General features: G+C 45.3%; 15 protein-coding genes and 1 pseudogene. 4 read left to right on the forward strand and 12 right to left on the reverse strand.

What is annotated here, in order from left to right:
- The first annotated feature begins 62 nt into the window (after positions 1 to 62).
- The gene (locus tag IQ457_RS07035) at positions 63 to 1,937 is read left to right on the forward strand and encodes a SurA N-terminal domain-containing protein (RefSeq protein ID WP_200662610.1); all 1,875 of its coding nucleotides are present in this window, start codon (positions 63 to 65) and stop codon (positions 1,935 to 1,937) included.
- 144 nt (positions 1,938 to 2,081) lie between these two features.
- On the opposite strand, the gene purH is transcribed toward IQ457_RS07035, so the two are convergent.
- From purH to mrcB, 6 genes are all read right to left on the reverse strand, one after another.
- Positions 2,082 to 3,662, reverse strand: coding sequence for a bifunctional phosphoribosylaminoimidazolecarboxamide formyltransferase/IMP cyclohydrolase (gene purH, locus IQ457_RS07040; protein WP_200662611.1), 1,581 nt, complete (start codon positions 3,660 to 3,662; stop codon positions 2,082 to 2,084).
- A gap of 199 nt (positions 3,663 to 3,861) precedes the next feature.
- The gene (gene fis, locus IQ457_RS07045; RefSeq protein ID WP_068404623.1) at positions 3,862 to 4,131 is read right to left on the reverse strand and encodes a DNA-binding transcriptional regulator Fis; all 270 of its coding nucleotides are present in this window, start codon (positions 4,129 to 4,131) and stop codon (positions 3,862 to 3,864) included.
- A gap of 321 nt (positions 4,132 to 4,452) precedes the next feature.
- A complete protein-coding gene (locus IQ457_RS07050; protein ID WP_200662612.1) occupies positions 4,453 to 5,766 on the reverse strand; it encodes a DUF3426 domain-containing protein in 1,314 nt (437 codons plus the stop codon).
- Between the two features lie 180 nt (positions 5,767 to 5,946).
- The gene (prmA, locus tag IQ457_RS07055) at positions 5,947 to 6,873 is read right to left on the reverse strand and encodes a 50S ribosomal protein L11 methyltransferase (RefSeq protein ID WP_191689647.1); all 927 of its coding nucleotides are present in this window, start codon (positions 6,871 to 6,873) and stop codon (positions 5,947 to 5,949) included.
- Between the two features lie 164 nt (positions 6,874 to 7,037).
- Positions 7,038 to 7,862, reverse strand: coding sequence for a tetratricopeptide repeat protein (locus IQ457_RS07060; RefSeq protein WP_200662613.1), 825 nt, complete (start codon positions 7,860 to 7,862; stop codon positions 7,038 to 7,040).
- 30 nt (positions 7,863 to 7,892) lie between these two features.
- Positions 7,893 to 10,391, reverse strand: coding sequence for a penicillin-binding protein 1B (gene mrcB / locus IQ457_RS07065; protein WP_200662614.1), 2,499 nt, complete (start codon positions 10,389 to 10,391; stop codon positions 7,893 to 7,895).
- A 443-nt stretch (positions 10,392 to 10,834) separates the two neighbouring features.
- Between mrcB and IQ457_RS07070 the strand changes: the two genes are divergently transcribed.
- On the forward strand, positions 10,835 to 13,660 hold the full coding sequence (locus IQ457_RS07070) for a heavy metal translocating P-type ATPase (protein ID WP_200662615.1): 2,826 nt from the start codon (positions 10,835 to 10,837) through the stop codon (positions 13,658 to 13,660).
- Positions 13,661 to 13,779: 119 nt separating this feature from the next.
- Here IQ457_RS07070 and IQ457_RS07075 read toward each other — a convergent pair whose 3' ends face one another.
- Complete coding sequence (locus IQ457_RS07075) at positions 13,780 to 14,502, reverse strand: Bax inhibitor-1/YccA family protein (RefSeq protein WP_200662616.1); 723 nt, start codon at positions 14,500 to 14,502, stop codon at positions 13,780 to 13,782.
- Positions 14,503 to 14,811: 309 nt separating this feature from the next.
- Here IQ457_RS07075 and IQ457_RS07080 point away from each other — a divergent pair, with 309 nt between their 5' ends.
- Positions 14,812 to 15,813 carry an NAD(+) kinase gene (locus IQ457_RS07080; RefSeq protein WP_068404461.1) on the forward strand — a complete coding sequence of 334 codons (1,002 nt, stop codon included), beginning with the start codon at positions 14,812 to 14,814 and terminating at the stop codon, positions 15,811 to 15,813.
- A gap of 63 nt (positions 15,814 to 15,876) precedes the next feature.
- Positions 15,877 to 16,188, forward strand: coding sequence for a YeaC family protein (locus IQ457_RS07085; RefSeq protein WP_200662617.1), 312 nt, complete (start codon positions 15,877 to 15,879; stop codon positions 16,186 to 16,188).
- Positions 16,189 to 16,343: 155 nt separating this feature from the next.
- Here IQ457_RS07085 and IQ457_RS07090 read toward each other — a convergent pair whose 3' ends face one another.
- The 5 genes and pseudogenes from IQ457_RS07090 to IQ457_RS07110 form a co-directional block, all read right to left on the reverse strand.
- On the reverse strand, positions 16,344 to 16,718 hold the full coding sequence (locus IQ457_RS07090) for a HopJ type III effector protein (RefSeq protein WP_068404458.1): 375 nt from the start codon (positions 16,716 to 16,718) through the stop codon (positions 16,344 to 16,346).
- A gap of 174 nt (positions 16,719 to 16,892) precedes the next feature.
- A pseudogene (csrA, locus tag IQ457_RS07095) lies at positions 16,893 to 17,060 on the reverse strand (carbon storage regulator CsrA); the annotation flags it as partial.
- A 373-nt stretch (positions 17,061 to 17,433) separates the two neighbouring features.
- Positions 17,434 to 18,720, reverse strand: coding sequence for an aspartate kinase (locus tag IQ457_RS07100; RefSeq protein WP_068404454.1), 1,287 nt, complete (start codon positions 18,718 to 18,720; stop codon positions 17,434 to 17,436).
- Positions 18,721 to 19,018: 298 nt separating this feature from the next.
- Complete coding sequence (gene alaS, locus IQ457_RS07105) at positions 19,019 to 21,691, reverse strand: alanine--tRNA ligase (RefSeq protein WP_200662618.1); 2,673 nt, start codon at positions 21,689 to 21,691, stop codon at positions 19,019 to 19,021.
- Positions 21,692 to 21,879: 188 nt separating this feature from the next.
- Complete coding sequence (locus IQ457_RS07110) at positions 21,880 to 23,616, reverse strand: DUF389 domain-containing protein (protein ID WP_200662619.1); 1,737 nt, start codon at positions 23,614 to 23,616, stop codon at positions 21,880 to 21,882.
- Positions 23,617 to 23,808 lie beyond the last annotated feature (192 nt).

Below are 23,808 nucleotides of genomic sequence, written 5' to 3' on the forward strand. Positions count from 1 at the left end.
GATATTATTAATAGTATTACAATGGTCTTTCATCAATATAGGTTAATAAAGCAGAGATAACTATGGATAAATTGCGCGATTTCTTAAAAAGCTGGCCGGGTCGCATTTTATTGATTTTGTGCCTATCGCCGCTCGCTCTATTGGGTGTCGAAAGCTACTTTAGCGGCGGTGTCGATCCCAACCAAATCGCTCAAGTAGGTGACAAAAGCGTGGGGCTGTCCGAGTATCAAACTGCTGTCAATAACCGCCGTACTGAGCTTTTGGATCAAGTTGATGATGTCAGTTTGTTAAATGAAGATGTGCTGCACGAGCAAGTCCTAAAAGGACTGATTGATCGCACGTTGCTAGAGCAGCAGGCCGGCAAGCTTGGCATGACGGTTTCTGATGACACCATCAATCGTTTACTGCGCCAAGAAGAAATCTTTAAAGATGCAGAGGGCAATTTTTCTAACGAGCAGTTTGCAAACTTTTTACGTCAGCGCAATATGACAAAAAACCAGCTGTTTGCTGAGTTTCGCAATCAGTTGAGCCTAGACCAGCTCAATGCCAGTATCGTTGGTACCGCAGTTTATCCGATGCAAGCGGTCAGTCAGTTGATTGATTTGCAGCTAGAGTCGCGCAATATTTGGCTGCATCGTTTTAAATGGCAAGATTATGCTGAGCAAGTAAAGTTGAGCAAGGGTGATATTCAAGCCTATTATGATGCTAATAAAGACAAACTTAAAAGTGCGGCCATGGTCGACTTGGCTTACTTACAACTGACTCCGCAAGCGATTGAAGTTAATGAAGTCACCCAAGAAGATTTGCAGCAGCAATATGAAGCCTATAAGCAAAGTCTTGCTATCGTAGATGAGCGCAAAATCAGTCAAATCCTGCTAACGGGTAAAGATGCCAAAGCACGCGCGGATAAAATTAAAGCCCGCCTTGCGAAAGGTGAATCATTTGCTAAAGTTGCGAAAGCCGAGTCAGATGATCCAACAGGCGAAACAGGCGGCGATATCGGACGTTTTAACCCAGCGGTATTTGGTAATGATGCACCAGCCGTGGAAGAAGCGCTTGCAGGCTTGAGCGTTGGTGATGTCAGTGCTCCTGTAAAGACCAGCTTTGGCTATCAGATATTTACCGTGACTGAGGACAATGGTAGCAAGATACCAAGTCTAGAGAGTATGCGTGCAGAGCTAACCGCTAAAGCGAAAGAATATAAACGCCAGGAAATGTATACCGATAAAGTTACAGCGATTAATGACTTGGCAGCAGATGGCTTTAGTATTGAAGATATCGCTCAGCAAGAAAATGTGCCATTAAAACGAATTAAAGATTATCGTAAAGAAAACAACCAATCTGCTTTGGCGCAGCCGGCGGTGATTAAGCAAGCGTTTGATGAATTTACCATTCAAGACCAAGCGGTGACTGCGGGTATTGAGGTTGGTAATGGTACAGTCTGGGTACAACCAAGCAACTATCGTCCGACTAAGACGTTGTCTTTGACAGCAGCGACGCCAAGAATCACGCAGATATTGCGTCAACAAAAAGCAACGGCACTGGCATTACAAGAAGCGAAGAAACTAGCTGCCACTATTAAAACGCCTGCTGATATTGCGAAGCAGCCTGTGAAGTTGCAAGCGTTGGGCGAAATAAACCGTCAAACCACGCAATTGAGCGAAAAAGAGCGCGGCTTAGCCTTTAGTCAGCAAGCGGCAGCCAATGGCGTCGTGGCGGTAGCGAGTGAGACTGAGACGGGCGCGACGTTATTGGTCGGTGATCGCATCAAAACAGAGCAGCAATCGCCGCTATCTGATGCCCAAAGGGCACAAACTGCCGCCATTATTCGTGATAATTTGGGTCAAGATCAGCTGCAAGATTACCTAGATTATCTACGCATGGTCTATAAAGTTGAGATTAACGAAGCCAATATGGCCAATGCGCAAGGACGTTAAGCGATCTATAAGGCATTTGTTAAACCCTTTTTTTAATAAGCCCTAAATACAAAAAAGCCACTATCAATAGTGGCTTTTTTTATGCGTTACAATTTTTATTTACTCTTAACGCTGTTGTTTTAACAGCATTATCTTAACCACTGATTAATGGCGGAAGTGGCGCATACCAGTGAAGACCATGGCGATACCATGCTCATTGGCGGCAGCAATCGTTTCGTCATCACGCATAGAGCCGCCTGGTTGGATGATAGCAGCAATACCGACTTCAGCAGCGTTATCGATACCATCACGGAACGGGAAAAAGGCATCTGATGCCATTACCGCGCCTTCGGTAGCAAGACCGGCATGCTCAGCTTTGATAGCGGCGATACGTGCTGAATTGACGCGGCTCATTTGACCGGCGCCGACACCGATAGTGCGTTGACCTTTGGCATAAACAATGGCGTTAGATTTGACGTATTTAGCGACATTCCAGCTAAATAACAAATCAGCAATCTGTGCTTCGGTTGGCTGGACGTCGGTAACGATTTTTAAATCGTTGGCGGTAATAAGGCCCAAATCTTGCTCTTGCACCAACAAACCACCATTGACGCGTTTATAATCAAGCTGGCTATCGCGCTGCTCAGGCGTTGGCAACTCGCCACAGACTAAGACGCGGACGTTTTTCTTAGCAGCGGTCGCCTCCAAAACGCCATCTTCGATACTTGGGGCAATGATGACTTCGACAAATTGATTGTCAATAATGGCTTTGGCTGCAGCAAGCGTAAGCTCGCGGTTAAAGGCGATAATACCACCAAAAGATGACTCAGGGTCGGTACTAAAAGCGGTGCGGTAAGCCGTGACTTGATCGCTATCTACGGCAACTCCGCAAGGATTGGCGTGTTTTACAATCACGCAAGCGGGCGCACTAAAGGCTTTAACACATTCAAGAGCAGCATCGGTATCGGCGATATTGTTATAAGAGAGCTCTTTACCTTGCAATTGCTGCGCGGTTGCAATAGAGGCTTGCTGGCTTTTTAGCGCATGGTTTTCGACATAAAAAGCCGCTTTTTGATGCGGGTTTTCGCCGTAGCGTAGGTCTTGCACTTTTTCTAATTGGACGTTAAAGGTACGAGAGAAATTCTCTGCCTCTTGGTTTTCATTCACGCGGCTGCCCAAGAAATTGGCAATCATTCCGTCGTATTGCGCGGTATGTTCAAAGGCTTTGACTGCTAAATCGTAACGTAGGGCAGCGGTTAGAGTCGTTCCATCGCCTAATGCTTCAAGCACGCGCGTATAATCAGCAGGGTCAGTCACAATACCAACGTGAGCGTGGTTTTTTGCGGCTGAGCGTACCATAGTAGGGCCGCCAATATCGATGTTTTCGATCGCATCGTTCATGGTGACGTCGCTACGTGCAATCGTCTCTGCAAACGGGTAAAGATTGACGACGACCAAATCAATGCGCTCAATAGCGTGCTCATTCATGACGCTGTCATCGGTACCGCGGCGTCCTAAAATACCGCCATGAATCTTAGGATGCAAGGTTTTAACGCGGCCGTCCATCATTTCAGGGAAGCCCGTATAGTCTGAAACTTCAGTGACGGCGACGTTGTTTTCTGCCAGCAAGCGGTAAGTACCGCCAGTCGATAATAAACCAAAACCAGCTTTAAGCAAGCCTTGGGCGAATTCTACGATATTTGACTTATCGGAAACCGATAGTAGGGCAAGGGGAGTTGTACTCATAAGAAAATTTCCATAAAAAAAGCCTGACGTAAACGTCTGGCAAGGTAATAATGGCAAGCAGTGCAGAGCATATCGGGTTTGATAAGATCATAAACTATAAACGTGCCATACAATTGAATGTCGGTTAGCAGGGCTAATAAGGGCGGTGAGTGTAGTATTTGGTCGTCGTAAATAACAGCGACTGGCATAAAGCCATAGATTACATTAAGCCATAAGTTTTGAGCTTTTTACGTAGCGTACCGCGATTGAGACCTAAGATTTGCGCACACTTGGTCTGATTGCCGCGGCACTTTTCGAGCACGACTGACAATAGTGGCTGCTCTATCTCTTTTAAAATAAGCTCATATAAGTCGGTTGGCATCTCATCATCGAGCATCGCAAAATACTGCCGCACCACGCGCTCTACATGCACACGTAACGGTTGGTGCGCATGAAGGCTATTGTCTAAGGAAGCTTCTACCTTATGGATAGAGCGATGATAGCCGTCTTTATAATCAGCAGAGCTCTCAATATCCTGGTCAAAATGAGTGGCATTATACGGTGCATGTGGTGGCATAAGATAATGTCCTTAAGCGTAAGCGTAAACCATAAGGCGTTTAAGCACTATTATAACAAAGTCAACGCCTATCAGAACAATAGATTGGGTATTACCCTATTATTACTCTAGGCTTGACGCTATTTATTGTCATTTATGACGACAGATTTAAAACATTTAGGACAAATTTGATAAAAGAGTAAAACTTTTGAATAAATTTTATTGCTTATAAATGGCATTTTACCAAGCCGAATGTTAATAAATAGGCTCGGCGTTTACTTTGTCGATTTGAGCATTGGCGACTGGGATGGTAAATAACAGCTGTTTGCGACTTGTTGCGCCCAATTGGCTCTGTGTACTGAGTAGATAATCTTGCGGTGCTGCAATAAATTCGCCGATAAGTGCATCAGTACCATAAACACTGACTTTCACATGCGGAAGGAGTTGTGCTTGGGTGCTTTGGTTGTTTAAGGTGATGCTGATATCACTAAAGGTGTTGGCAGTCTTGATGCGGCTAGGTTGATGAGTGATATCGCTTGTACTCAAAGCCGCTAGATTGGCGCTAGGTAAGCTACAAGCGGCGATGGCACATACTTTTTGCAAGCGCTCAGCATGGGTAGGATTTTTAACCAAGCTATCTAAATTAAAAATGACATACTGCGCAAAAAGTAGCAGCGCTAATACCAAACATCCAAGTGTCCAGAGTAATGAAGCAAGCGAGCGCTTAGCAGGTGTTGGTGAAAACTTGGCTTGTGCTTGCTGCCTTTTAAGGCGTGCGGCCTGCGTGTTGTCTTCGTCTTTGATAGAAACGCCCATGCTTGCCAGCAGCGCTGATAAATCTGTGTCTTTTCTTGGACTATGATCGTCTTCGTTTTCATTTTGTTCTTTGAGCAATTTTTCAAGCCAAGACTCATCGCTATTATCATCGATACTGGCATGGATGTCATTAGCTGCCGCTGAGCTAAGGGCTACTTGGGCAGCTGATGCTGACTCTTTTATAAGAGCGTTTGCTAAAGAGGGGTTTTCTATGGGACTAACAGAGGCGTGAGCGCTTTTATCTAACTTTGTTGCTGTGCTTTTTGGCAGCTTATCACTACTGTTCGTGGTTGAGGTAGGGGTGCTATCCGCTACTTGCGTTAGCCAAGCGTCCATACTGTCGAGCGAACCGTATTCTAAATCTTCCTCTTCAAAATCTGCAATATCCATATCATCGTGAATCAACTGATCATCTATCAAATCTTCTTCAGCCATATCATCATGGATAAGAATATCTGCATCTTCTGGTTCAGAGGTGACGTTTGGCTTGGTTGTGGCTTTTGCTTCTGGTGTAACGGTAGACGTTTGCTTAATAGAAGTATTGGCGGTAGTGGATGCATCAGATTGAGCTTCATGCCCCATAGTGTCAGCAGTCGGCTCTGTATCATTCGTGACAATAAGGTTGTTATTGACCAAAAAACTGTGTTGACAATGTTCACAGCAAACATTGGCTGTTTTTTGGTTTAACTGTGTTTTTTTAATATTAAAAATAGCATGACAATGAGGGCACTGGGTTTTGATTGGCGTAGTCATAAGGTCGAATCCAAAAAGGTATCAGTATTAATACCGCATAATCACTTACCAATCGCTACCAGTTTTTTATGTCGTTTTTTATATAGTAATCATCATAATTTTCAGGCAACGATAGAGCAGCGTTAAATACACAACATTATTTAACTGCTCCTCTATCGTAACAGATGTAATTAAATGTTGCTACCCTGTAAATGTACCAGATAAACGCTGCCAATGTTGATCTTCTTGCGCGGTAAAAGCATGCTTAGGATCGAGCGCAAAGTAAGGCTGATATGCTTCGCTGACTTGCTCAGTTTGCGATTCAATCAAACCTGCTAACACGATACGGCTTTTGGGTGCCATCAAGGTCGCAAAATAAGGTGCTAAACCAATGAGTGGCTTGGCTAAAATATTGGCAACCATGATTTCTACAGGTTTCATATCGTTTTGTTGCCAGTAATTATTAAAGTCCTCTGGCAAAAATGCTTGCAGGCGGTCATCAACGTGATTGCGTGCCGCATTTTGATTGGTCGCAAGTACGGCTTGGGGGTCAATATCCACCGCATAAACTTGACGCGCGCCCAATAACAGCGCCGCAATCCCTAAAATACCGGAGCCGCAGCCGTAATCGATCACAACTTTATCGGTCAGGTCTTGCTCGGTCAGCCAATCAAGACAGAGGCGAGTAGTGGCATGGTAGCCAGTACCAAAAGCCAAACCGGGGTCCATAATAATATTGGTAGCGTCAGGGTTCGGCGGTGTTAGCCAATTAGGCACAATCCATAAGTTATTGGCGCACTCGATTGGCTTATAATTGGACATCCATTCGCGCTCCCAATCTTTGTCATCGACAGCGCTGATCCACGTTCGGCTGGCTTGTACTTGTGCGCCGATTTCATGGCTTAATTTCTCAAGTAATTGACGATTGCCAGCATCTGTATTGGCGTCAAACAATCCTGTGAGTATGACTTCATCCCATAAAGGCGACTCGCCAGGGAGGGGTTCAAATAAAGGCTGATCGCCTGCGTCATCTAAAGCGATTGATAGCGCGCCAGCTTCTAATAACAGCGCCTCAGCGAGATCGACATTGTCTTTTTCACATTGTAAATGCAGTTGTTGCCATGCCATAAAGGTAACCTTAGTTTAAAATAAAAGTGAAGAATTAAAGGAGTAAAAGAAAACAGTCATTAAACCCAATAAAAAACTGGATAAAAAAATTAACGACTAAATCTATAAGCCTATTTTAGCGCTTATAGATTCAGTCGTCATGGTAAATACGAGAGTGTGTGCTATTAGCGCAGCGCCTGTCTGGCCTCATTTATCACGCGAGCGTTACCCTGTGCTTGTCCTGATTGCAAGATGATTTGCCAAAGGTTGCGGCGGCGAGTGCTGTCTTGAGCGACGGTCAATCCTCGGCGTGCCATCGCTTCAGCCTTACGCGGTTGGTTCTTTTTAAGAGCGACTTGCGCCAAATAAAAATAGACGGCTGATGATTTGGGCGCGAGGCGCTGCGCACGCGTAAAGCTGCTCTCAGCGGCATTTATATTGCCTGATTTTAATTGCTCTGTACCTGTTTGCATGAGGTTTCTAAAGGCTGGCAAGTTGCTGTTATTGGCTGTGCTTTGCTGACTGCGCTGCTGTGAATTTTGCCGCGCCCGCTCCAATAGCTCATTATGCGAAGGGATCGATGGTTCGGATAGGATGTAATCTTCACGAGAAGGCGTAAGGATGATGGTATCTTGGCTATCAGGCTGTGTGATGATTGGACTTTGTGTTGCTGGCGTATAGACCTGTTCTGCTTCGGATGACTGCATTGTCGAAGTTGGTTGTGTAGGCACTGTATTGGGCACGGTAGAGTACTTATTATCATCGCCTTTAACAATGGGTGCTTGGGTTGCCGTTACTGATGGTTCTGCAGCTGGCTGCTGATTTTGAGCTACTGACGTTTGCGCAGGAGACGTTTTTATTGCTATCGGCGCCGTTTGGCAAGCACTTAAACTTAATGCGCCAATAGCGGCACCAAGCGTTAGGATAATATTCATTAGCTTAGTTTGCCCTTTAGAAGGAGCAGTACTAGCCTGCTTAGCGGTGATGGTTTGCTGTATCAATAAAGCCATGTTAAAACCCTTTTTTAAGTCTTAAAAACCCTAGAACCACTCAACGGCGCGGTCATACCAAGTGTCCGCACGATTGCTCGACCCGCCCTCTTGCTCAGCATTATCAGCATCGCCATCGTTGTTATCCGTATCAACGGCTTCGCCATTAGGAATATCCAAACCTTCACGGCGGCGCTGCTGATTGATAGAGCCTTGCTCATTTTGCCATTGTATCTGCTCGCGGGCACGCTCTTGCTGATATAAGCTAATAGCACAACTGCTGGCTTCTTCGGGTAGATACGCTGACATCACTGGCAGATAGCGCGCATCAGCACAGCGTTCATTAGACAACTTGCCAGAGTTGTTCTCAAGCCACAACCACTCAATTCCCTCAGGCTCTGGCAGCGCGACAGGGGTCAGCTTGAGACGATTCATATAATCGACCCAAACTGGCAAAGCGCCACTACCACCGCTTAGACCGATAGGTTTATTGTCATCACGACCGACCCAAACCACGCTAACATAGTTGCCACTGTAGCCGGCAAACCAAGCATCACGGTAATCGTTGGTCGTACCCGTTTTACCAGCAAGGTTTAAGTTGCTGCCAAGCGATTGTATGCGTCTGGCCGTGCCGTTTTTGACCACGTCTTGCAAGGCATAGTTAATCAAAAAGTTGGTCTCAGGCGGAATACTACGCTGGGTATTTAAACCGGTACGCTGCAAAATATGTCCGCGATCATCAATAACACTACGAATACTATGAATAGGCGTGCGGAAACCACCGGTAGCGAATACTTGGTAAACGCCCAGCATATCCATTGGGCTAAGATTGACCGAGCCTAATAAAGCCGAAGGATAAGGCGGGATTTTCTCTTTTACGCCCATGCGCTGTAGCTGTTTGGCAAAGGTATTAACGCCAAACTCCATACCCAAACGTACCGCGCTGTGATTATACGATTGCGACAAAGCGGTGGTAAACGGCACGTAACCATGGTCACGATTGTCATAGTTCTTTGGATTCCACTCAGTACCGTCACTCAAATTGACCGTAATCGGTGAATCATCGACCGAGCTTGCCAAATTATAGCGCCCGCTTTCAAGCGCCGTCATATAGATAATTGGCTTTAATAACGAGCCAACTTGACGCTTGGCATCGACAGCACGGTTAAAACCAGTAAATTCACTGCCACTACCGACCACTGCCACCAGCTCACCAGTTTCAGGATTGGCACTGACCAATGCGCCTTGTAAGTCTTTGGTCTTGCTACCGCGACGACGTAGCTCACCAAGTTTTCTCTCGACCGCTTTGTCCGCTGCCAATTGGGCAATAGGATCTAAGGTACTGATGATAATCAGACCTTCGTTTTTCAGATCATCAGAATAATAGACTTTGTTCAATTCACGCTTGACGATATCTAAAAAATCAGGGAACTGGCTTTTGCCTTCGACGGGTTTGTCCGCCACATCGAGTGGTTTTTCTATCGCTTTTTCGTACTCTTCTTGGCTAATTTTACCGACTGCTAGCATATTATTCAGTACGGTATTACGGCGCTCTGTCGAATCGTTTGGATGACGGCGCGGGTTATAAACGCTCGGGCCTTTTGCCATACCAACAAGTAGCGCCTGTTGGTCTAAACGCAGCTCTTTGAGGGGTTTATCAAAATAAAATTGCGAGGCAAGGCCAAAGCCATTGATAGAGCGATTGCCGTTTTGACCCAAGTAAATCTCGTTTAGATAGGTTTGTAGAATCTCATCTTTACTATAATGCAGCTCAAGTAACACCGCCATCAATGCCTCATTGGCTTTACGTTTCATCGTCCGATCGGAGTTCAGATAAAAGTTTTTAATCAGCTGCTGAGTGATGGTCGAGCCGCCCTGTCTAGGGCCACCGGTAAAGTTGTTTAATACCGCACGCGCGATACCGCGTATCGAGACGCCTTTGTGCTCATAAAACCCGCGATCCTCGGTAGCGATAAGCGCGTCAATCAGCGGCTGCGGTACTTGATCGAGCGTCACCACCATGCGATCTTCGTTACTGTCTGGATAAATACCGCCGATGTTTACTGGCTCCAGACGAATAATGCCAGTTTTGGCAGGCTGGGTGCTTTGTACCGACTCAATCTTATTGCCAGCAATGGTCATTTTGATGACTTGCTCTTTATCGACGTCGTTGGCGCTATACGTAAAGCCGCGCGTATGGATAAAGTAGGTATTGCCAGATTTATGGTAGGTACCGGTGCGATCATAAGCCTTGTTGCTTTGATAATTGAGCAGCTTAAGCCAAGTTTTCATGGTGTCTGTATCGACATTGGCGCCTTGATACAGCTCTAGGGGCTGCGAGTAAACCTTAGCAGGAATGTCCCAGCGCTTGCCCTCAAACTTGTGGGTAATGGTGCGATCAAGTTTGACCAAATATAGCGCCAATAGCACCATAGCTGCGATAATGACGATTAATAAAATACCACTAAACACCACGCCGCGCTGCTGTGAGGGTAGCGTATTGATAGCAGGCTTAGACGACTGTGGTCGCTTAGAATTAGACTTTTGCACTGATGACACACCATTTTGGGATAAAAAACTGCCTCATAATGACGCAAATTGACAAATTTTTCAATCTATCATCATCAACGCCTGCATTCATTAAGCAGGCGTTAGACTTTCGTAGTAGGTGTTTTGGAGGTATTAATGTTTTGGGATAAAGGGCTAGGCTGCTTACGCCGCGCGCTTGTAGTATAATGTTTATATTAATAATTAGGTTGATACCAACAGTTTTATCGACCCCTTTTATTAATAGTTTTTACCAATTTTTTAGTCTCATTTATGCCAATATCATTGTGCCAATAACGTTGTGCCAATATCTATGTAAAGTAGCTGTGTTAAAGGCAGATAATTCAATCGCTTTTTTACATAGGGATTGACTCTCGTTAATCAGAGCAAGTTTATTAAAAGCCGGTCGGCTGCAAGTAAACTTGTCGAAAGGAAATAGCGCGATTATGTCTAGTATTCCCTCATCTATGCCAGCAAATAACAACCGCCACTATCAAGACCACTCGATTACTGAGGGTCTGGTGTTGCCGCTTGCCGGTCATTGTTTTCATTGCGGTGATCCGGTACCAGAGCCGCCGTTTCATACCGATATTTTAGGTCAGTCGCGCGAGATGTGCTGTATGGGCTGTCAGTTAGCGTCGCAAAGTATTGTCGAGGCAGGGCTTGAGCAATACTATCTTGACCGCTCGGAGATTAACCGTACGGCAAGTTTACCAACCCAGCTGACGCGCCTTGAAGCTTATGATCACGATGAAATAAAATCTCAATTTGTCTACGCCCAAGACGGCATGTCGGTAGCAGAACTATCGGTCAATAATCTGCGCTGTGCGGCCTGTACGTGGCTGATTGAGTCGCGGCTAGATGAGTTAGATGGCATCAGCCAATGTCAGGTTAATTTAACCAATCAGCGCATGCGGGTGATTTGGGACGAAGATAAGCTGCCGATTAGTCGTATTTTGGGCGTTATCAATGAGATTGGCTACGAAGCCAAGCCTTATCGTCAAGATACCCATGAGGCCATGCTGGCACGTCATAACAGTCAGATGCTATTACGGCTTGGTATCGCGGCGCTCGGCTCGATGCAAGCAATGATGTATGCGGTAGCGATTTATTTTGGCGAATATAGCGACATGCTTATTTTTCAGCGTGATTTTCTACGTTGGGTGTCGCTATTTGTGAGTACGCCGGTGTTCTTTTATGCCGGTGTGCCGTTTTTTACCTCAGCATGGTCAGCGATTCGTGCCCGCCAAGTCAATATGGATGTACCAGTTAGTATTGCCTTAGTGGTGACCTTCTTTGCCAGCCTTTATGCCACTATCACGGGGCAAGGGGAAACGTACTTTGATTCGGTCAGTATGTTTATTTTCTTCTTATTGGCTGGGCGTTATATTGAGCATAATGCACGCTTAAAAGCTGCCACCATGGCCAATGACTTGGTGGTGGTCGAGCCCGTCTTGGTACAAAAAATTGCTGAAGATAAAGACGCGGCGGCGCGTATCTTGCAGCTCATAGAGCAAAATACGCTTGATAATACTGTCTTTGATAATGACGCTCTTTCTGATAATAATGCTGAACAGGTGCTTAATCCAAATAATAATTTAGCGACAAAGGGCACAACTACTACCGCAAAAACGATGCCCAACTTTATGCAAAGTATGGATGCCAATATTCAGCAATTGACGTCACGTATCGCTCAAGACTGGCAGCAGGCAAATCATAAACCATCAAATATAGCGCAGACAGAAGCCGTGCTAGAAAAAAGGCAGATGGTGACCGCTCATAGCTTGCAAGTGGGCGATATTATTATGGTGGAAGCAGGCTCTGAGATTATCAGCGATGGTATCTTGCTTAGCTCTACCGCGACCGTCTCGCAAAGCCTGCTAACTGGTGAGGGCGATTTAATCATCAAAACCCAAGGCGATTATATCGTTGGCGGCGCCCAAAATGACAGTCAGCCGTTTGAGATGCTCGTGACGGCATTGCCAGAAGACAGCCAGATAGGGTTGATTGATAGGCTGATGAATCGGGCGATGAGTGAGAAACCAAAACTCGCTCAGCAAGCGGATAAGCTGGCGCGTTGGTTTGTAGCGCGGATTTTAGTATTATCAGCTTTGGTGTTCATTGGTTGGTATATCGTTGACCCAAGCCAAGCAATTTGGGCAACGGTGGCAGTATTGGTGGCGACCTGTCCGTGTGCGCTGTCTTTAGCGACACCGATTGCGCTAACCGTAGCGACCAATCGACTGGCAAGTTATGGCTTTTTAACCACACGTGGCCATACGCTGCAAACCCTTGCTGAGATTACCCATGTGGCGTTTGATAAAACAGGCACGCTCACTTATGGTAAGCCCAATTTATTAAATATCGAGCGATTGGCAACTAATGATACGACAGCTGCTAGCAATGAAGAAAAAGACAAGTTATTAGCGATTGCCGCCGCGCTTGAAGTGGGCAGCCGCCATCCGATTGCTCACGCTTTGCTCACCGCCGCTTACCAATTGCATCTACCAGCGACGCAGTCGTTGCAATACTATCCTGCAGGCGGGGTAGAGGCAATGATTGATGGCGTCCTATATCGCATCGGTCATGTCGATTTTGCCTTAGATAGAACGGGTCATGCTGCTAATGCGGATAACGATTTAACCATTGATTTAGCCACTCATCGTGCCAGCTCGGCGGTGGTATTGTCTTGTCAAAATAGTCAGTCAAATGCATGGCAAGCGCTGGCAGGTTTTTACTTTAACGATAAGGTACGTGATAGTGCGCCGTCTATGCTCGCCGCTCTCAAAAAATCAGGTATTGAGCCGGTCATGCTAACCGGTGACCCAAGTCCGCAAGCACTAATAATGGCTGAGCACTTAGGCATGAAAGCCGCCTATAACAGTCTGTCACCAACCGATAAAGTCAATCATATTCAAGCGCTACAAGCAAAAGGCGCAGTCGTGTTAATGGTCGGCGATGGTATTAATGATGCGCCAGTATTGGCCGCAGCCGATGTCTCAACCTCAATTGCGGGCGCGGCAGATTTAGCGCAAGTATCGAGTGACAGTATTATCCTAAATGGTCAGATTGAAGCTATTACTGCGGCGAAACGTATCGCTGATAAGACCAAGCGTATTATTAAGCAAAACTTGCGTTGGGCGCTCATTTATAATAGTAGTGTCTTGATACCGGCGGCTTTAGGCTATGTGCCGCCTTGGCTTGCGGCGATTGGTATGTCCTTAAGCTCATTATTTGTGGTATTAAATGCGCTGCGTCTAAAGCGTGCTTAATTTAAGCCAGCTTAAACTCATTTAAATAAATTTCTGAAAATTACCCAAAAAAAACCGCCTTTATAAAAGACGGTTTTTTTATTTTAATTATTTTAAATAACGGCTAAACAGGGTTTAGTTTAGTCTTGTAGATAGCTTAGCAGACGCATAAATTCGATATACATCCAAACCAGCGTGGCAAGGATACCAATACTAAATAACCATTCGTAGTCTTCAGATACACCCATCGCCACACCGCGATCAATATTATCAAAGTCTAATAACAGGGTGAAAGAGGCGATAACAATCACGAATAAGCTAAAGCCGATAGCGATAGCGCCACCTTCAAATAAGAAAGGTAAGCTCGAACCGAACGCTAAGGACAGTACCCACTGCGCCACATAAACAAGCATGATGGCAATCAATGCTGAGGTGACGATTGAGCGGAATTTCTCAGTGACTTTAACCAAACCTGAGCGATACAGCCCTAGCATGACCGCAGCGGTGACAAAGGTCGCACACATAGCGGTGACTGGCACGCTTGGGTACATGCGCATAAAGAATAGCGAGATACCACCTAAAAAGATACCTTCCAATAACGCATAAGGTACGGCAAAAGTTTTGGCTTTTTGCGGCTTAAAGGTAATAAAAATAGCAAGACCAAAGGCGGCAAACATACTACCAAAAGCGGCCATGGTGATAAAGCCTTGTGATAGGCCTGCCATTAACGCATAAAAGAAAAATCCAATACCCGTAATCGCCGATAGTCCAAGCAATAAACTGGTCTTTTGAATCACACCCTTTACCGTCATCGGCTCGCCGCCAACGGCAAGCTCTGCGCGACTGACAATAGGATTTGCCATAAAGTTGTCCTTTTTAAAATATAAATAACTAAGATGCCAGCTACTTTAGCAAAACCGCCATTATTGTCAACTGTGTTTACGTGAGCGCATGCAAGGCATCACATGGCTATCGAGCCTTAATTAACTAGGGAATATCGACATATAAAGCGGTAATGAGTAGCAAAACAAATACGCTTAAAAGTGGCGTATGATAGAGGATATATGGGGCCAATTACGACAGTTAACAACGAAACTTCATAAACATGCTAGTCTAAGCGCTGATTTCTCGTTATCATTGCACTGTATTTTATCGTTATACCGAGTCGTTTTATGGAAAACTCAGCGCAGTCCGCCCGATTGCCGCACTTACATGAATCAGAGCTGTTTCATGCCATCAAAAACCCAGCGTTTAGGCGCATTGGTTTGATGGGCCGCGCCGGAAAACGCAGCGTGACCCAAAGTTTGGTACAGATTGCCAATACCATCAATGAGATGAATCTGACATTAATTATGGATGTGCAGACGGCCAATTTGCCTACTTTGAACCTCACTGAAATTGAAAAAGTTAAAATCGTCAAACGCAGCTTGATTGGTGAGATTTGCGATTTAGTCATCGTAGTAGGCGGCGATGGTTCGATATTGCATGCCGCCGAAGCATTGGCGCGCTATCGGGTGCCAGTTCTAGGAGTCAACCGTGGTCGTTTGGGGTTTTTGGCCGATGTGAAGCCCAATGAAGCGGCCTTTAAACTACGCCAAGTATTGATGGGTGATTATCAGCTAGACCACAGGTTTTTGCTGACCATGGAGATTCGCGAAGGGCGAAAAATCATTCATGAAGATATGGCGCTCAACGATGTGGTGCTGCATGCGGGTAAATCGGTGCACATGATTGATTTTCAGATGAAAATTGACGGGCACGATGTCTATCGTCAGCATAGTGATGGACTTATTGTCGCGACACCGACAGGTTCGACCGCTTATGCGCTCTCTGGCGGTGGTCCGATTATTCATCCGAGTATGGATGCCATTTGTTTGGTGCCGATGCATCCACATACCTTATCCAGTCGTCCGATTGTGGTTAGCGGCACCAGCGAGATTTGTATTCGTATTCATGAGGACAACCGCACCCAGCCGCAAGTCAGCGCCGATGGTAAGCCGAGTATCGCGCTCGACCAAGAGCAGCGCCTTTATATTCGTAAGCATCCTGATAAGCTGACATTGCTCCATCCGCCAGGGTTTGATTTTTATGAAGCTTGCCGCACCAAATTACACTGGAACGTCCATGCCGAAGAATTCAGTATGGACATCGATGATGATATTATAGAAGAATGAATGCAGTGCTAGATTTCTCAAAACAGTACTGGATTATAAAAATAGTCGCGGAGAGTAGGTACGATGGACAAACAAACGATATTAGCAAGTGTCACGCCAGAAGTGGTAGAGAAGTTTCGCCAAGCCATTGAGCTGGGTAAATGGCCAGATGGTCGTAAGCTCACGCCTGAGCAGCGCGAAACTTGTATGCAGGCGGTGATGGTTTGGGAGCATGAGCATCTGCCGCCAGCCGAGCGTACTGGCTATATTCATAAACCAGTGCGAGACGACGGCTCTGTCGTGGGCGCGGAATGTGATGTCGAGCACGAGCATCATTATCCCAATATGCCCAATCCTAAAGGGGCAGTACAACCCGTTAAATTCCGCAATAAATAAGCAGCTTTATCGCAGTGAATTAAGATAAATAAGCGGCTAAGCAGCATTAAGCCAAAAGTACCAAATTGAAAGCAGGAAACAGCAAAAAGCCACGCTAATTGCATAGCGTGGCTTTTTTAATACTTTTAAAATAGATAGTTAACGAAAATAGAAAACTACAGCGCGCTAGTATCAACACTTGGACGCGGCGTTAATGGATTTTTTTCCATCAAAAATCCTTGCCAGCCCCAATGTAAAAAATTGCGGATATTGGCGTGGTCGGTACCCTTTGGCGTTGCTTGTACTTTGGCGTAATGCTCACCAAACAACTTTAGCGTGTCCAATTGATTTAGACCATGGTGCTTAGCAAAACCAAAAATTTTGGCGCTGCCTTCGTTTTCGCCCGCTGCATTGTGCAGCATACCATTAACAAAAGGCGCTGGCGCATAACGATAAAAATCATCAATAAAGCTGATGACATCATTGAATCCAATGGCTTTTTTATTCAAACCATTAAGTAGAGCCGATACATCTGATTGACGGATACTCATAAATACATGACCTCAGAGCAGATTAGAAAGCAAAAATAGGGTGCTTAATTTATGCCCAATAATTATTGATAGTTAGTTAACGAACAAGCGATCAACTTAGCGGTTAAAATAGTCTTCATCATCGAATGAAGGTGCAAAGCTGCCTTGCTCAAGATGTTGCATTTGCGATTGTACCGTGCGTTCATGCTGAATACGCTGATAAATCTCTTCACGGTGTACCGCTATATCTTTTGGCGCATTGACGCCGATTCGTACTTGATTGCCTTTAACGCCTAGGACAGTCACACTGACTTCATCGCCAATCATTAGCGTTTCGCCCACGCGGCGTGTCAAAATTAACATGCGTCACACTCCTTATGTCGCATCAACAGATTATTACTCATCAGATTGCGTCTCAATTACAGGACATTACTCTAGTACTAAATAGGCAGAGCAGTCATTATAAAAACTCTGCGTCACCTAGTACTCATAGCGGTAATGATAGATAAATTCATTTAGCCCAAATGAAAGCCCCATTATAGGGGGCATAACAGATACTGTCACGGATTTTCACAAAACTATTAGGTATATACTTACCTGAGCAATAGTAATAAAAGAAAATAGAGCCTAAAAAGACTCTATTTAATCGAAATTTTACTAAAAAATAATCGCTACTTAACCCATCATTATTAAACCAGAAGTATCTTACAGTGATTTAATATATAGCTTTTAAATATTATAACCCAGCGATTGTGCTGTCGCCGTCTTCGCGGTCAAGACCAAAGGCGGTATGCAATGATTTCACGGCTTTTTCTAAATGCTGCTCTTGAATAAGCACAGAGACTTTGATTTCACTGGTCGATATCATTTGGATATTGATGTTGTTTTCAGCCAAAGTCTGGAACATAAGGCTGGCAACACCTGCATGCGAGCGCATACCAACACCAACCAATGACACTTTTACTACTTCGTTGTTGGCCAATATTTCTTTGGCACCAATCTCATCTTTGACTTCGTTTTCTAGCACTTTCATGGTTTTATCCATGTCTGTACGGTTGACAGTAAAGGTAAAGTCAGTAGTGCCATTGGTTGATAGGTTTTGAACGATCATATCGATTTCGATATTGGCGCGACCGATAGGGCTTAGGATGGCAGAGGCGATACCAGGATGATCGGGTACACCGCGCACGACGATCTTTGCTTCGTCGCGATTAAAAGCGATACCTGAGATGATTGCTTGTTCCATGTTGTCTCCTTCGTCTATCGTAATTAGGGTGCCGACATTGTCTTGAAAATCTTGGTCGAAGCTACCATCGTTGTTTTCATCAAAGCTAGATAATACGCGCAGAGGTACGCCGTATTTGCCAGCAAACTCTACTGAGCGAATCTGTAAAATCTTAGAGCCAAGGCTTGCCATTTCAAGCATTTCTTCAAAGGTAATCTTTTCAAGTTTTTTGGCTTTTGAGGTCACGCGTGGGTCAGTGGTATAAACGCCATCGACATCGGTATAGATTTGGCATTCATCAGCGCCTAAGGCTGCGGCAATGGCCACACCTGTGGTATCCGAGCCGCCGCGACCTAAGGTTGTGGCGTTACCTTCTTCATCGATACCTTGGAAACCTGCCACGATGACAATGTTGCCTGCATCTAGTTGCTCACGGATGTTTTTGTCATCAATGCTTTCGATACGCGCTTTGGTGTGGGCACTATCGGTTTTAATGGCGACCTGACGACCGGTGAATGAACGGGCGCCAATACCAAGCTCTTTAATCGCCATCGCCAGTAAAGAGATAGAAACCTGTTCGCCCGTTGAGACCATTTGGTCGTATTCGCGTGGATCAGGTTGGCTGCTGATTTGGCGTGCTAAATCAATCAAACGGTTGGTTTCACCGCTCATGGCAGACACAACTACGATCACTTGATGACCGTTGTCATGCCAACGTTTGACTCGTTTGGCGACATTTTTGATGCGGTCGATACTGCCCATCGAGGTGCCGCCGTATTTTTGTACTATTAACGCCATAAAAATCTACCTATTATTCACCAATGGCCATCTGTTACTTATCGACATCAATCCATCATGGCGCGGTCTGCCATGACAGTGCAAGATTCATTTTAATAACGATAAAGCCGAATTATAAAAATTGCGCCCTTTATTTGCTCTGCTATTTTACTGTTTATACCCATACACTTGATATGCTGACAGTCGTTAAGCGTGCTACTTTATACCATATTAGCGGTATAACTTTAAGTGCTAGCAAGCATTAGATATATGGCGATTGGTTATAACCGTTATAACCAATCGCCTATATTCCTACTATTTACGCCAGCTTTTCTGCAACCCAAGCGCTTAGTGCACTGATAACGGTATTGGTATTGGCAGATTTTGGCGCACCGCCTTGGGCATAATCAGGCTTACCGCCGCCTTTACCGCCAAGCTCGCTTGCCAAATGACGAATAATATCGCCCGCTTTGACGCGATCGGTCAGCGATTTATCAACGCTTGCTGCCAGTGCCAGCTGCTCATCTTTATCGCCAATCAGCACGATGATGCTGTACGGCAGTTTTGATTTCACATCGTCTATTAGGGTACGGATCGATTTGCCATCAACGCCACTTAAAGTGCTAATAAGTACAGAAGTACCAGCGATGGTCTGCACGTCATCAAGCAAGGTTGCCGCTTGGGCGCTGGCGATTTTTTGCTCTAAGCGTTCTAGTTGTTTTTCCAAATCACGCTGTTTGTCTGCCATGGTGCGCACACGCTGTGCAACTTCTGGACGTTTGACTTTTAGCTGAGCTGCAAGCTCGCTCAGTTGCTGCTCGCTTTGCTGCATGTTTTTAATGGCATTCATCCCAGTGACCGCTTCAATACGGCGAATACCTGCGGCAATACCTGATTCACTGGTGATTTTTAACACCCCAATATCTCCAGTACGCTGCACATGCAAACCGCCGCACAGCTCGATAGAAAACGGCTTGCGTTGACCATCAACGATACTGTCGGTGCCCATGGTCAAAACGCGAACGTCATTACCATATTTTTCGCCAAATAACGCCATCGCACCTTGTTTCATCGCTTCATCGATAGACATATGCTCGATACGAGCAGGGGTGTTGGCTTGAATTTGCTCATTGACAAGACGTTCGATACGGCTGATTTCAGCAGCGCTAACCGGTTTGTCATAAGAAAAGTCAAAACGCAGTACCTCGCTTGAGACTAATGAGCCTTTTTGTGTGACTGCATCGCCCAGTACTTCTCTTAATGCCGCATGCAATAAATGCGTCGCCGAGTGGTTTTTGGCACTCGCCGCACGAATGCTTGATAATACTTGTGCATCAGCCGTTTGCTGAGCGTTAATTTCGCCCATAGTGACCACACCATAATGGATAATGGCTTGGCCAGATTTTTTGGTATCTTGCACTTCAAAAACACCTGTCGCTGTGCGAATCTCACCCAGCTCGCCAACCTGACCACCGCCTTCAGCATAAAATGGGGTACGGTCAAGGACAATAACGCCTTCCATGCCTTCAGCCAAGCTCTCGGCTAGATTGCCGTCTTGATAAAGCGCATGAATAGTGACGCCGTCTTCTTCAAGCTGTTCGTAGCCGACAAAGGTGGTTGGGTTGTCTACTTGAATGACACTACTATAATCAACGTCGAATTTGCCGGCATCACGCGCACGTTCACGCTGTGCTTGCATGTGCTCATCGAATTCTGCTTCATCAATCACAATACCGCGCTCACGGGTGATATCAGCGGTCAAATCAACGGGAAAACCATAAGTATCATAAAGTTTAAATACTGCTTCGCCAGAGAGCGTATCACCGTCTTGTAAGCCTTCAAGCTCGCTGGCAAGCAAGCGTAACCCTTGTGCTAAGGTTTTGGCAAATTGGGCTTCTTCTTTTTGAATGGCATTTTCAATCGCGCTTTGTTTGTCTTTTAGCTCGGGATAGGCGTCGCCCATCTCAGCAACCAAAGGCGCGACCATTTTATAAAAGAATTCACTGTCCGCGCCAAGTTTATTGCCATGACGTACGGCACGGCGAATGATACGGCGCAGTACATAACCACGCCCTTCGTTACTTGGGGTGACGCCATCAGCAATCAAAAAGGCCACGGCCCGAATATGGTCGGCGATGACTTTTAATGAGGATTGTTGCTGGTTTTCAATACCTAAAATCTTAGCCGCCGCATCCATTAGATGGATAAATAAATCTATTTCATAGTTGCCGTGCACGCCTTGCATGATGGCGCTGATACGCTCAAGACCCATGCCAGTATCGACGCTCGGCGCAGGTAGCGGCAGCATAGTACCGTCTTTTTGACGGTTAAACTGCATAAAGACGCAGTTCCAAATCTCGATATAGCGGTCGCCATCTTCTTCTGGCGTACCCGGCAACCCGCCTTCGATATCAGGGCCATGGTCATAAAAAACTTCGGTACAAGGACCGCAAGGACCGGTATCACCCATGGTCCAAAAGTTATCAGAGGCGTACGGTGCGCCTTTATTATCACCAATACGGATGATGCGCTCACTAGGTAGGCCAATGTCTTTATGCCAAATATCAAAGGCTTCATCATCAGTTTCATAAATGGTCACATACAAGCGATCTTTATCAATTGCCAACCATTCATCGGAAGTTAAAAATTCCCAAATATAAGCAATACCCGCTTGCTTAAAATAATCGCCAAACGAGAAGTTGCCGAGCATCTCAAAAAACGTATGATGGCGCGCCGTATAACCGACATTATCCAAATCGTTGTGCTTACCGCCGGCACGGACGCATTTTTGTGAGCTCACCGCACGCGTATAGTCGCGCGGCTCCATACCCAAAAAGGTCTCTTTAAACTGATTCATACCGGCATTGGTAAATAGCAATGTCGGGTCATTGTAGGGAATCAAGCTCGATGAGGCGACGGGGGTGTGCTGCTTGCTTATAAAAAAATCGATAAAAGCTTGACGAATATCGGCTGTTTGATGTGGCTGGCTCACAGCGGCTCCTTACTGACGAATGGTTTTATTAAATAGAATAAGTAAAATAATTTTGCAAGCGATTTTAGCACAAACGTACCAAGCGTGTTGAAGATTCATCAGCAAACGCAGCGGAAATAAGGCTTAATTTTCTTTATTAAGCAAGCGCTTGTATTAAGTGACTAGGATAAATTAAACCGCCAAACACATCAGTTGGTTAAAATGGTCACATCGGTTTTATCGAGCTTATCTTGAATAAGTGGATGCGACTCAATCACCTGCACGGGCATATAGCGTAGCTGTAAGCGTATCGGTAAATAGTCGGGAAAATTATCTGCCATATCTTGGCTAATAATCGCCTCAATTTGGCGGACGTCATAAAAGGTAGGGGTGGTCTCGCCGCGAATCACCGCGCGCACGACTTGATGGGAAGTGTCTTTATCGAATTGGGTATTGGTCAGCACGTTGCCCTTGTCGCTAAAATAGCTATTAATCGTCTCTTTGACGCTACTTTCAAACCCTTGCTGCTTGGCGTTGGTTTGTAGGTTGATGGTTAAATAGGTCCCTAAAACGCCCAATAACAATAACGTCACCGCATTACGCCGTAAAAAGGTCCAATAAGTACTTGATTTATAATCATCATCGACCAAGCGGCGAAAACCTAGTAGCCATAGTACCAAAGCGTTGGTAAATTGAATGGCGATAATATTGGTCAAGGCCAATAGCAGCGCGCCAAGTCCCATTTGCATCTCACCATTGGCAAATAATATCCCACTGGCGGCAAGCGGTGGCACCAAAGCCGTAGCCACGGCGACCCCAACCACAGCGACCGACAGGTGCGGCGAAACCATCGCATAAGCACCTGCCGTACCGCCAGCTAAGGCAATCATCAAATCCATCGAAGTTGGCTGGGTGCGCGATAATATTTCGACAGTAAGTGGCTGATCTTTATGTAGCCAGCCGACGATGAAACCGACCAATACAACCAAAGAGATGCCAAGAAATACTGTAATAAGTGATTTTCGTAATAGCGGCATACGGTGGTCAATAATCGCCAACGCCACACCAGTGATAGGACCGAGCATCATTGCTACCAGCATCGCGCCGATAACCACCGCCGCCGAATTGGTCACCAAACCATAGCTTGCGATGATAGCCGAGAGGATATTCATCATAAAATACATTTTACTCGGCAGGGCGTTGGCCTCAATCCGGACCCGTACTTCTGGATAGTCTACTTTTTTATTACTGAATTGCTCGGCGACAAACTGCTTATAAGACTCAAGTTTGGCTTCTTTTTTCTCTTTGACCTCTTCATCTTCGCTATCTTCTAGATTATCTATATTTACGTGGTTGTCGCCTTCCAAAGCCTTATTAGCGGTTTGGCGTGTATTTTCAGCCTTATTAACTTCCTGCTTATTTTGTTTGTTATCTTTTTTATCGTTGATGTTATCTATATCTAAGCTATTTAGGTTTTGTTTTACATTCTCTTGCCGTTTTTCTTCAACTACTAATTTTTGAGTTTCTGTGTCTTTTGCATGGTTTTGATTAGAGATAGTTTTATTTGCGGCGGCGTTGACCTCAGTTTTATCCTTATCCTTCTCCTGAAAAAACGCTTCCGCTGTATCGGTAAATTCAATGTCTGAATTATTATTTGTAAATTCATCAACAGGTTGAGAGTCGTCAACGTCTTCCGGCGTTTCTAAGGAAGCAACCACCACATCGGGTGCCACCGTTTCCATTTTGATGGTTGCCTCAGGCACTTGCGCATCTTTTGACGCTGTTGCTCGTTCTTCCTCATTGTTATTTTCGCTATGCGTCTGTTCTTCGATAACAGCCTCGTTGTCGATATTGCCAACATTACGTTTATCTGCAAACTCAGCATCGTTTTTAGGGTGATTCATAGGTAATGAGTCTTTAGAAGTGTCAGCGTGAGAGGAGGTCATAGAAGAAAACTTTATTAAAAAATGAGGTTAGAAGATAAAAGTGGCAGTTCAGAGTATAGAGAACGACAAGAACTCTAAAACTAAAGAAAGCAGAAGGTCTACTATTGTAATGATAAATGTCCAATAGCGTGTAAATTTCTTGTGCCTAAATAGAGGGAGATAAAAGACAGATAAGCGGATAGTTTAGCTATA

It is taken from the genome of Psychrobacter sp. M9-54-1, from assembly GCF_016613355.1.
Lineage (GTDB): Bacteria > Pseudomonadota > Gammaproteobacteria > Pseudomonadales > Moraxellaceae > Psychrobacter > Psychrobacter faecalis.

Bases quoted from the DNA above. Each gene is read 5' to 3' on its own strand.
- IQ457_RS07050 (WP_200662612.1), bottom strand. From the start codon at position 5,766: ATGACTACGCCAATCAAAACCCAGTGCCCTCATTGTCATGCTATTTTT.
- IQ457_RS07090 (WP_068404458.1), bottom strand. From the start codon at position 16,718: ATGAGTATCCGTCAATCAGATGTATCGGCTCTACTTAATGGTTTGAAT.
- IQ457_RS07035 (WP_200662610.1), top strand. From the start codon at position 63: ATGGATAAATTGCGCGATTTCTTAAAAAGCTGGCCGGGTCGCATTTTA.
- IQ457_RS07075 (WP_200662616.1), bottom strand. From the start codon at position 14,502: ATGGCAAATCCTATTGTCAGTCGCGCAGAGCTTGCCGTTGGCGGCGAG.
- IQ457_RS07070 (WP_200662615.1), top strand. From the start codon at position 10,835: ATGTCTAGTATTCCCTCATCTATGCCAGCAAATAACAACCGCCACTAT.
- IQ457_RS07110 (WP_200662619.1), bottom strand. From the start codon at position 23,616: ATGACCTCCTCTCACGCTGACACTTCTAAAGACTCATTACCTATGAAT.
- IQ457_RS07100 (WP_068404454.1), bottom strand. From the start codon at position 18,720: ATGGCGTTAATAGTACAAAAATACGGCGGCACCTCGATGGGCAGTATC.
- purH (WP_200662611.1), bottom strand. From the start codon at position 3,662: ATGAGTACAACTCCCCTTGCCCTACTATCGGTTTCCGATAAGTCAAAT.
- IQ457_RS07060 (WP_200662613.1), bottom strand. From the start codon at position 7,862: ATGGCTTTATTGATACAGCAAACCATCACCGCTAAGCAGGCTAGTACT.
- IQ457_RS07080 (WP_068404461.1), top strand. From the start codon at position 14,812: ATGGAAAACTCAGCGCAGTCCGCCCGATTGCCGCACTTACATGAATCA.
- prmA (WP_191689647.1), bottom strand. From the start codon at position 6,873: ATGGCATGGCAACAACTGCATTTACAATGTGAAAAAGACAATGTCGAT.
- IQ457_RS07085 (WP_200662617.1), top strand. From the start codon at position 15,877: ATGGACAAACAAACGATATTAGCAAGTGTCACGCCAGAAGTGGTAGAG.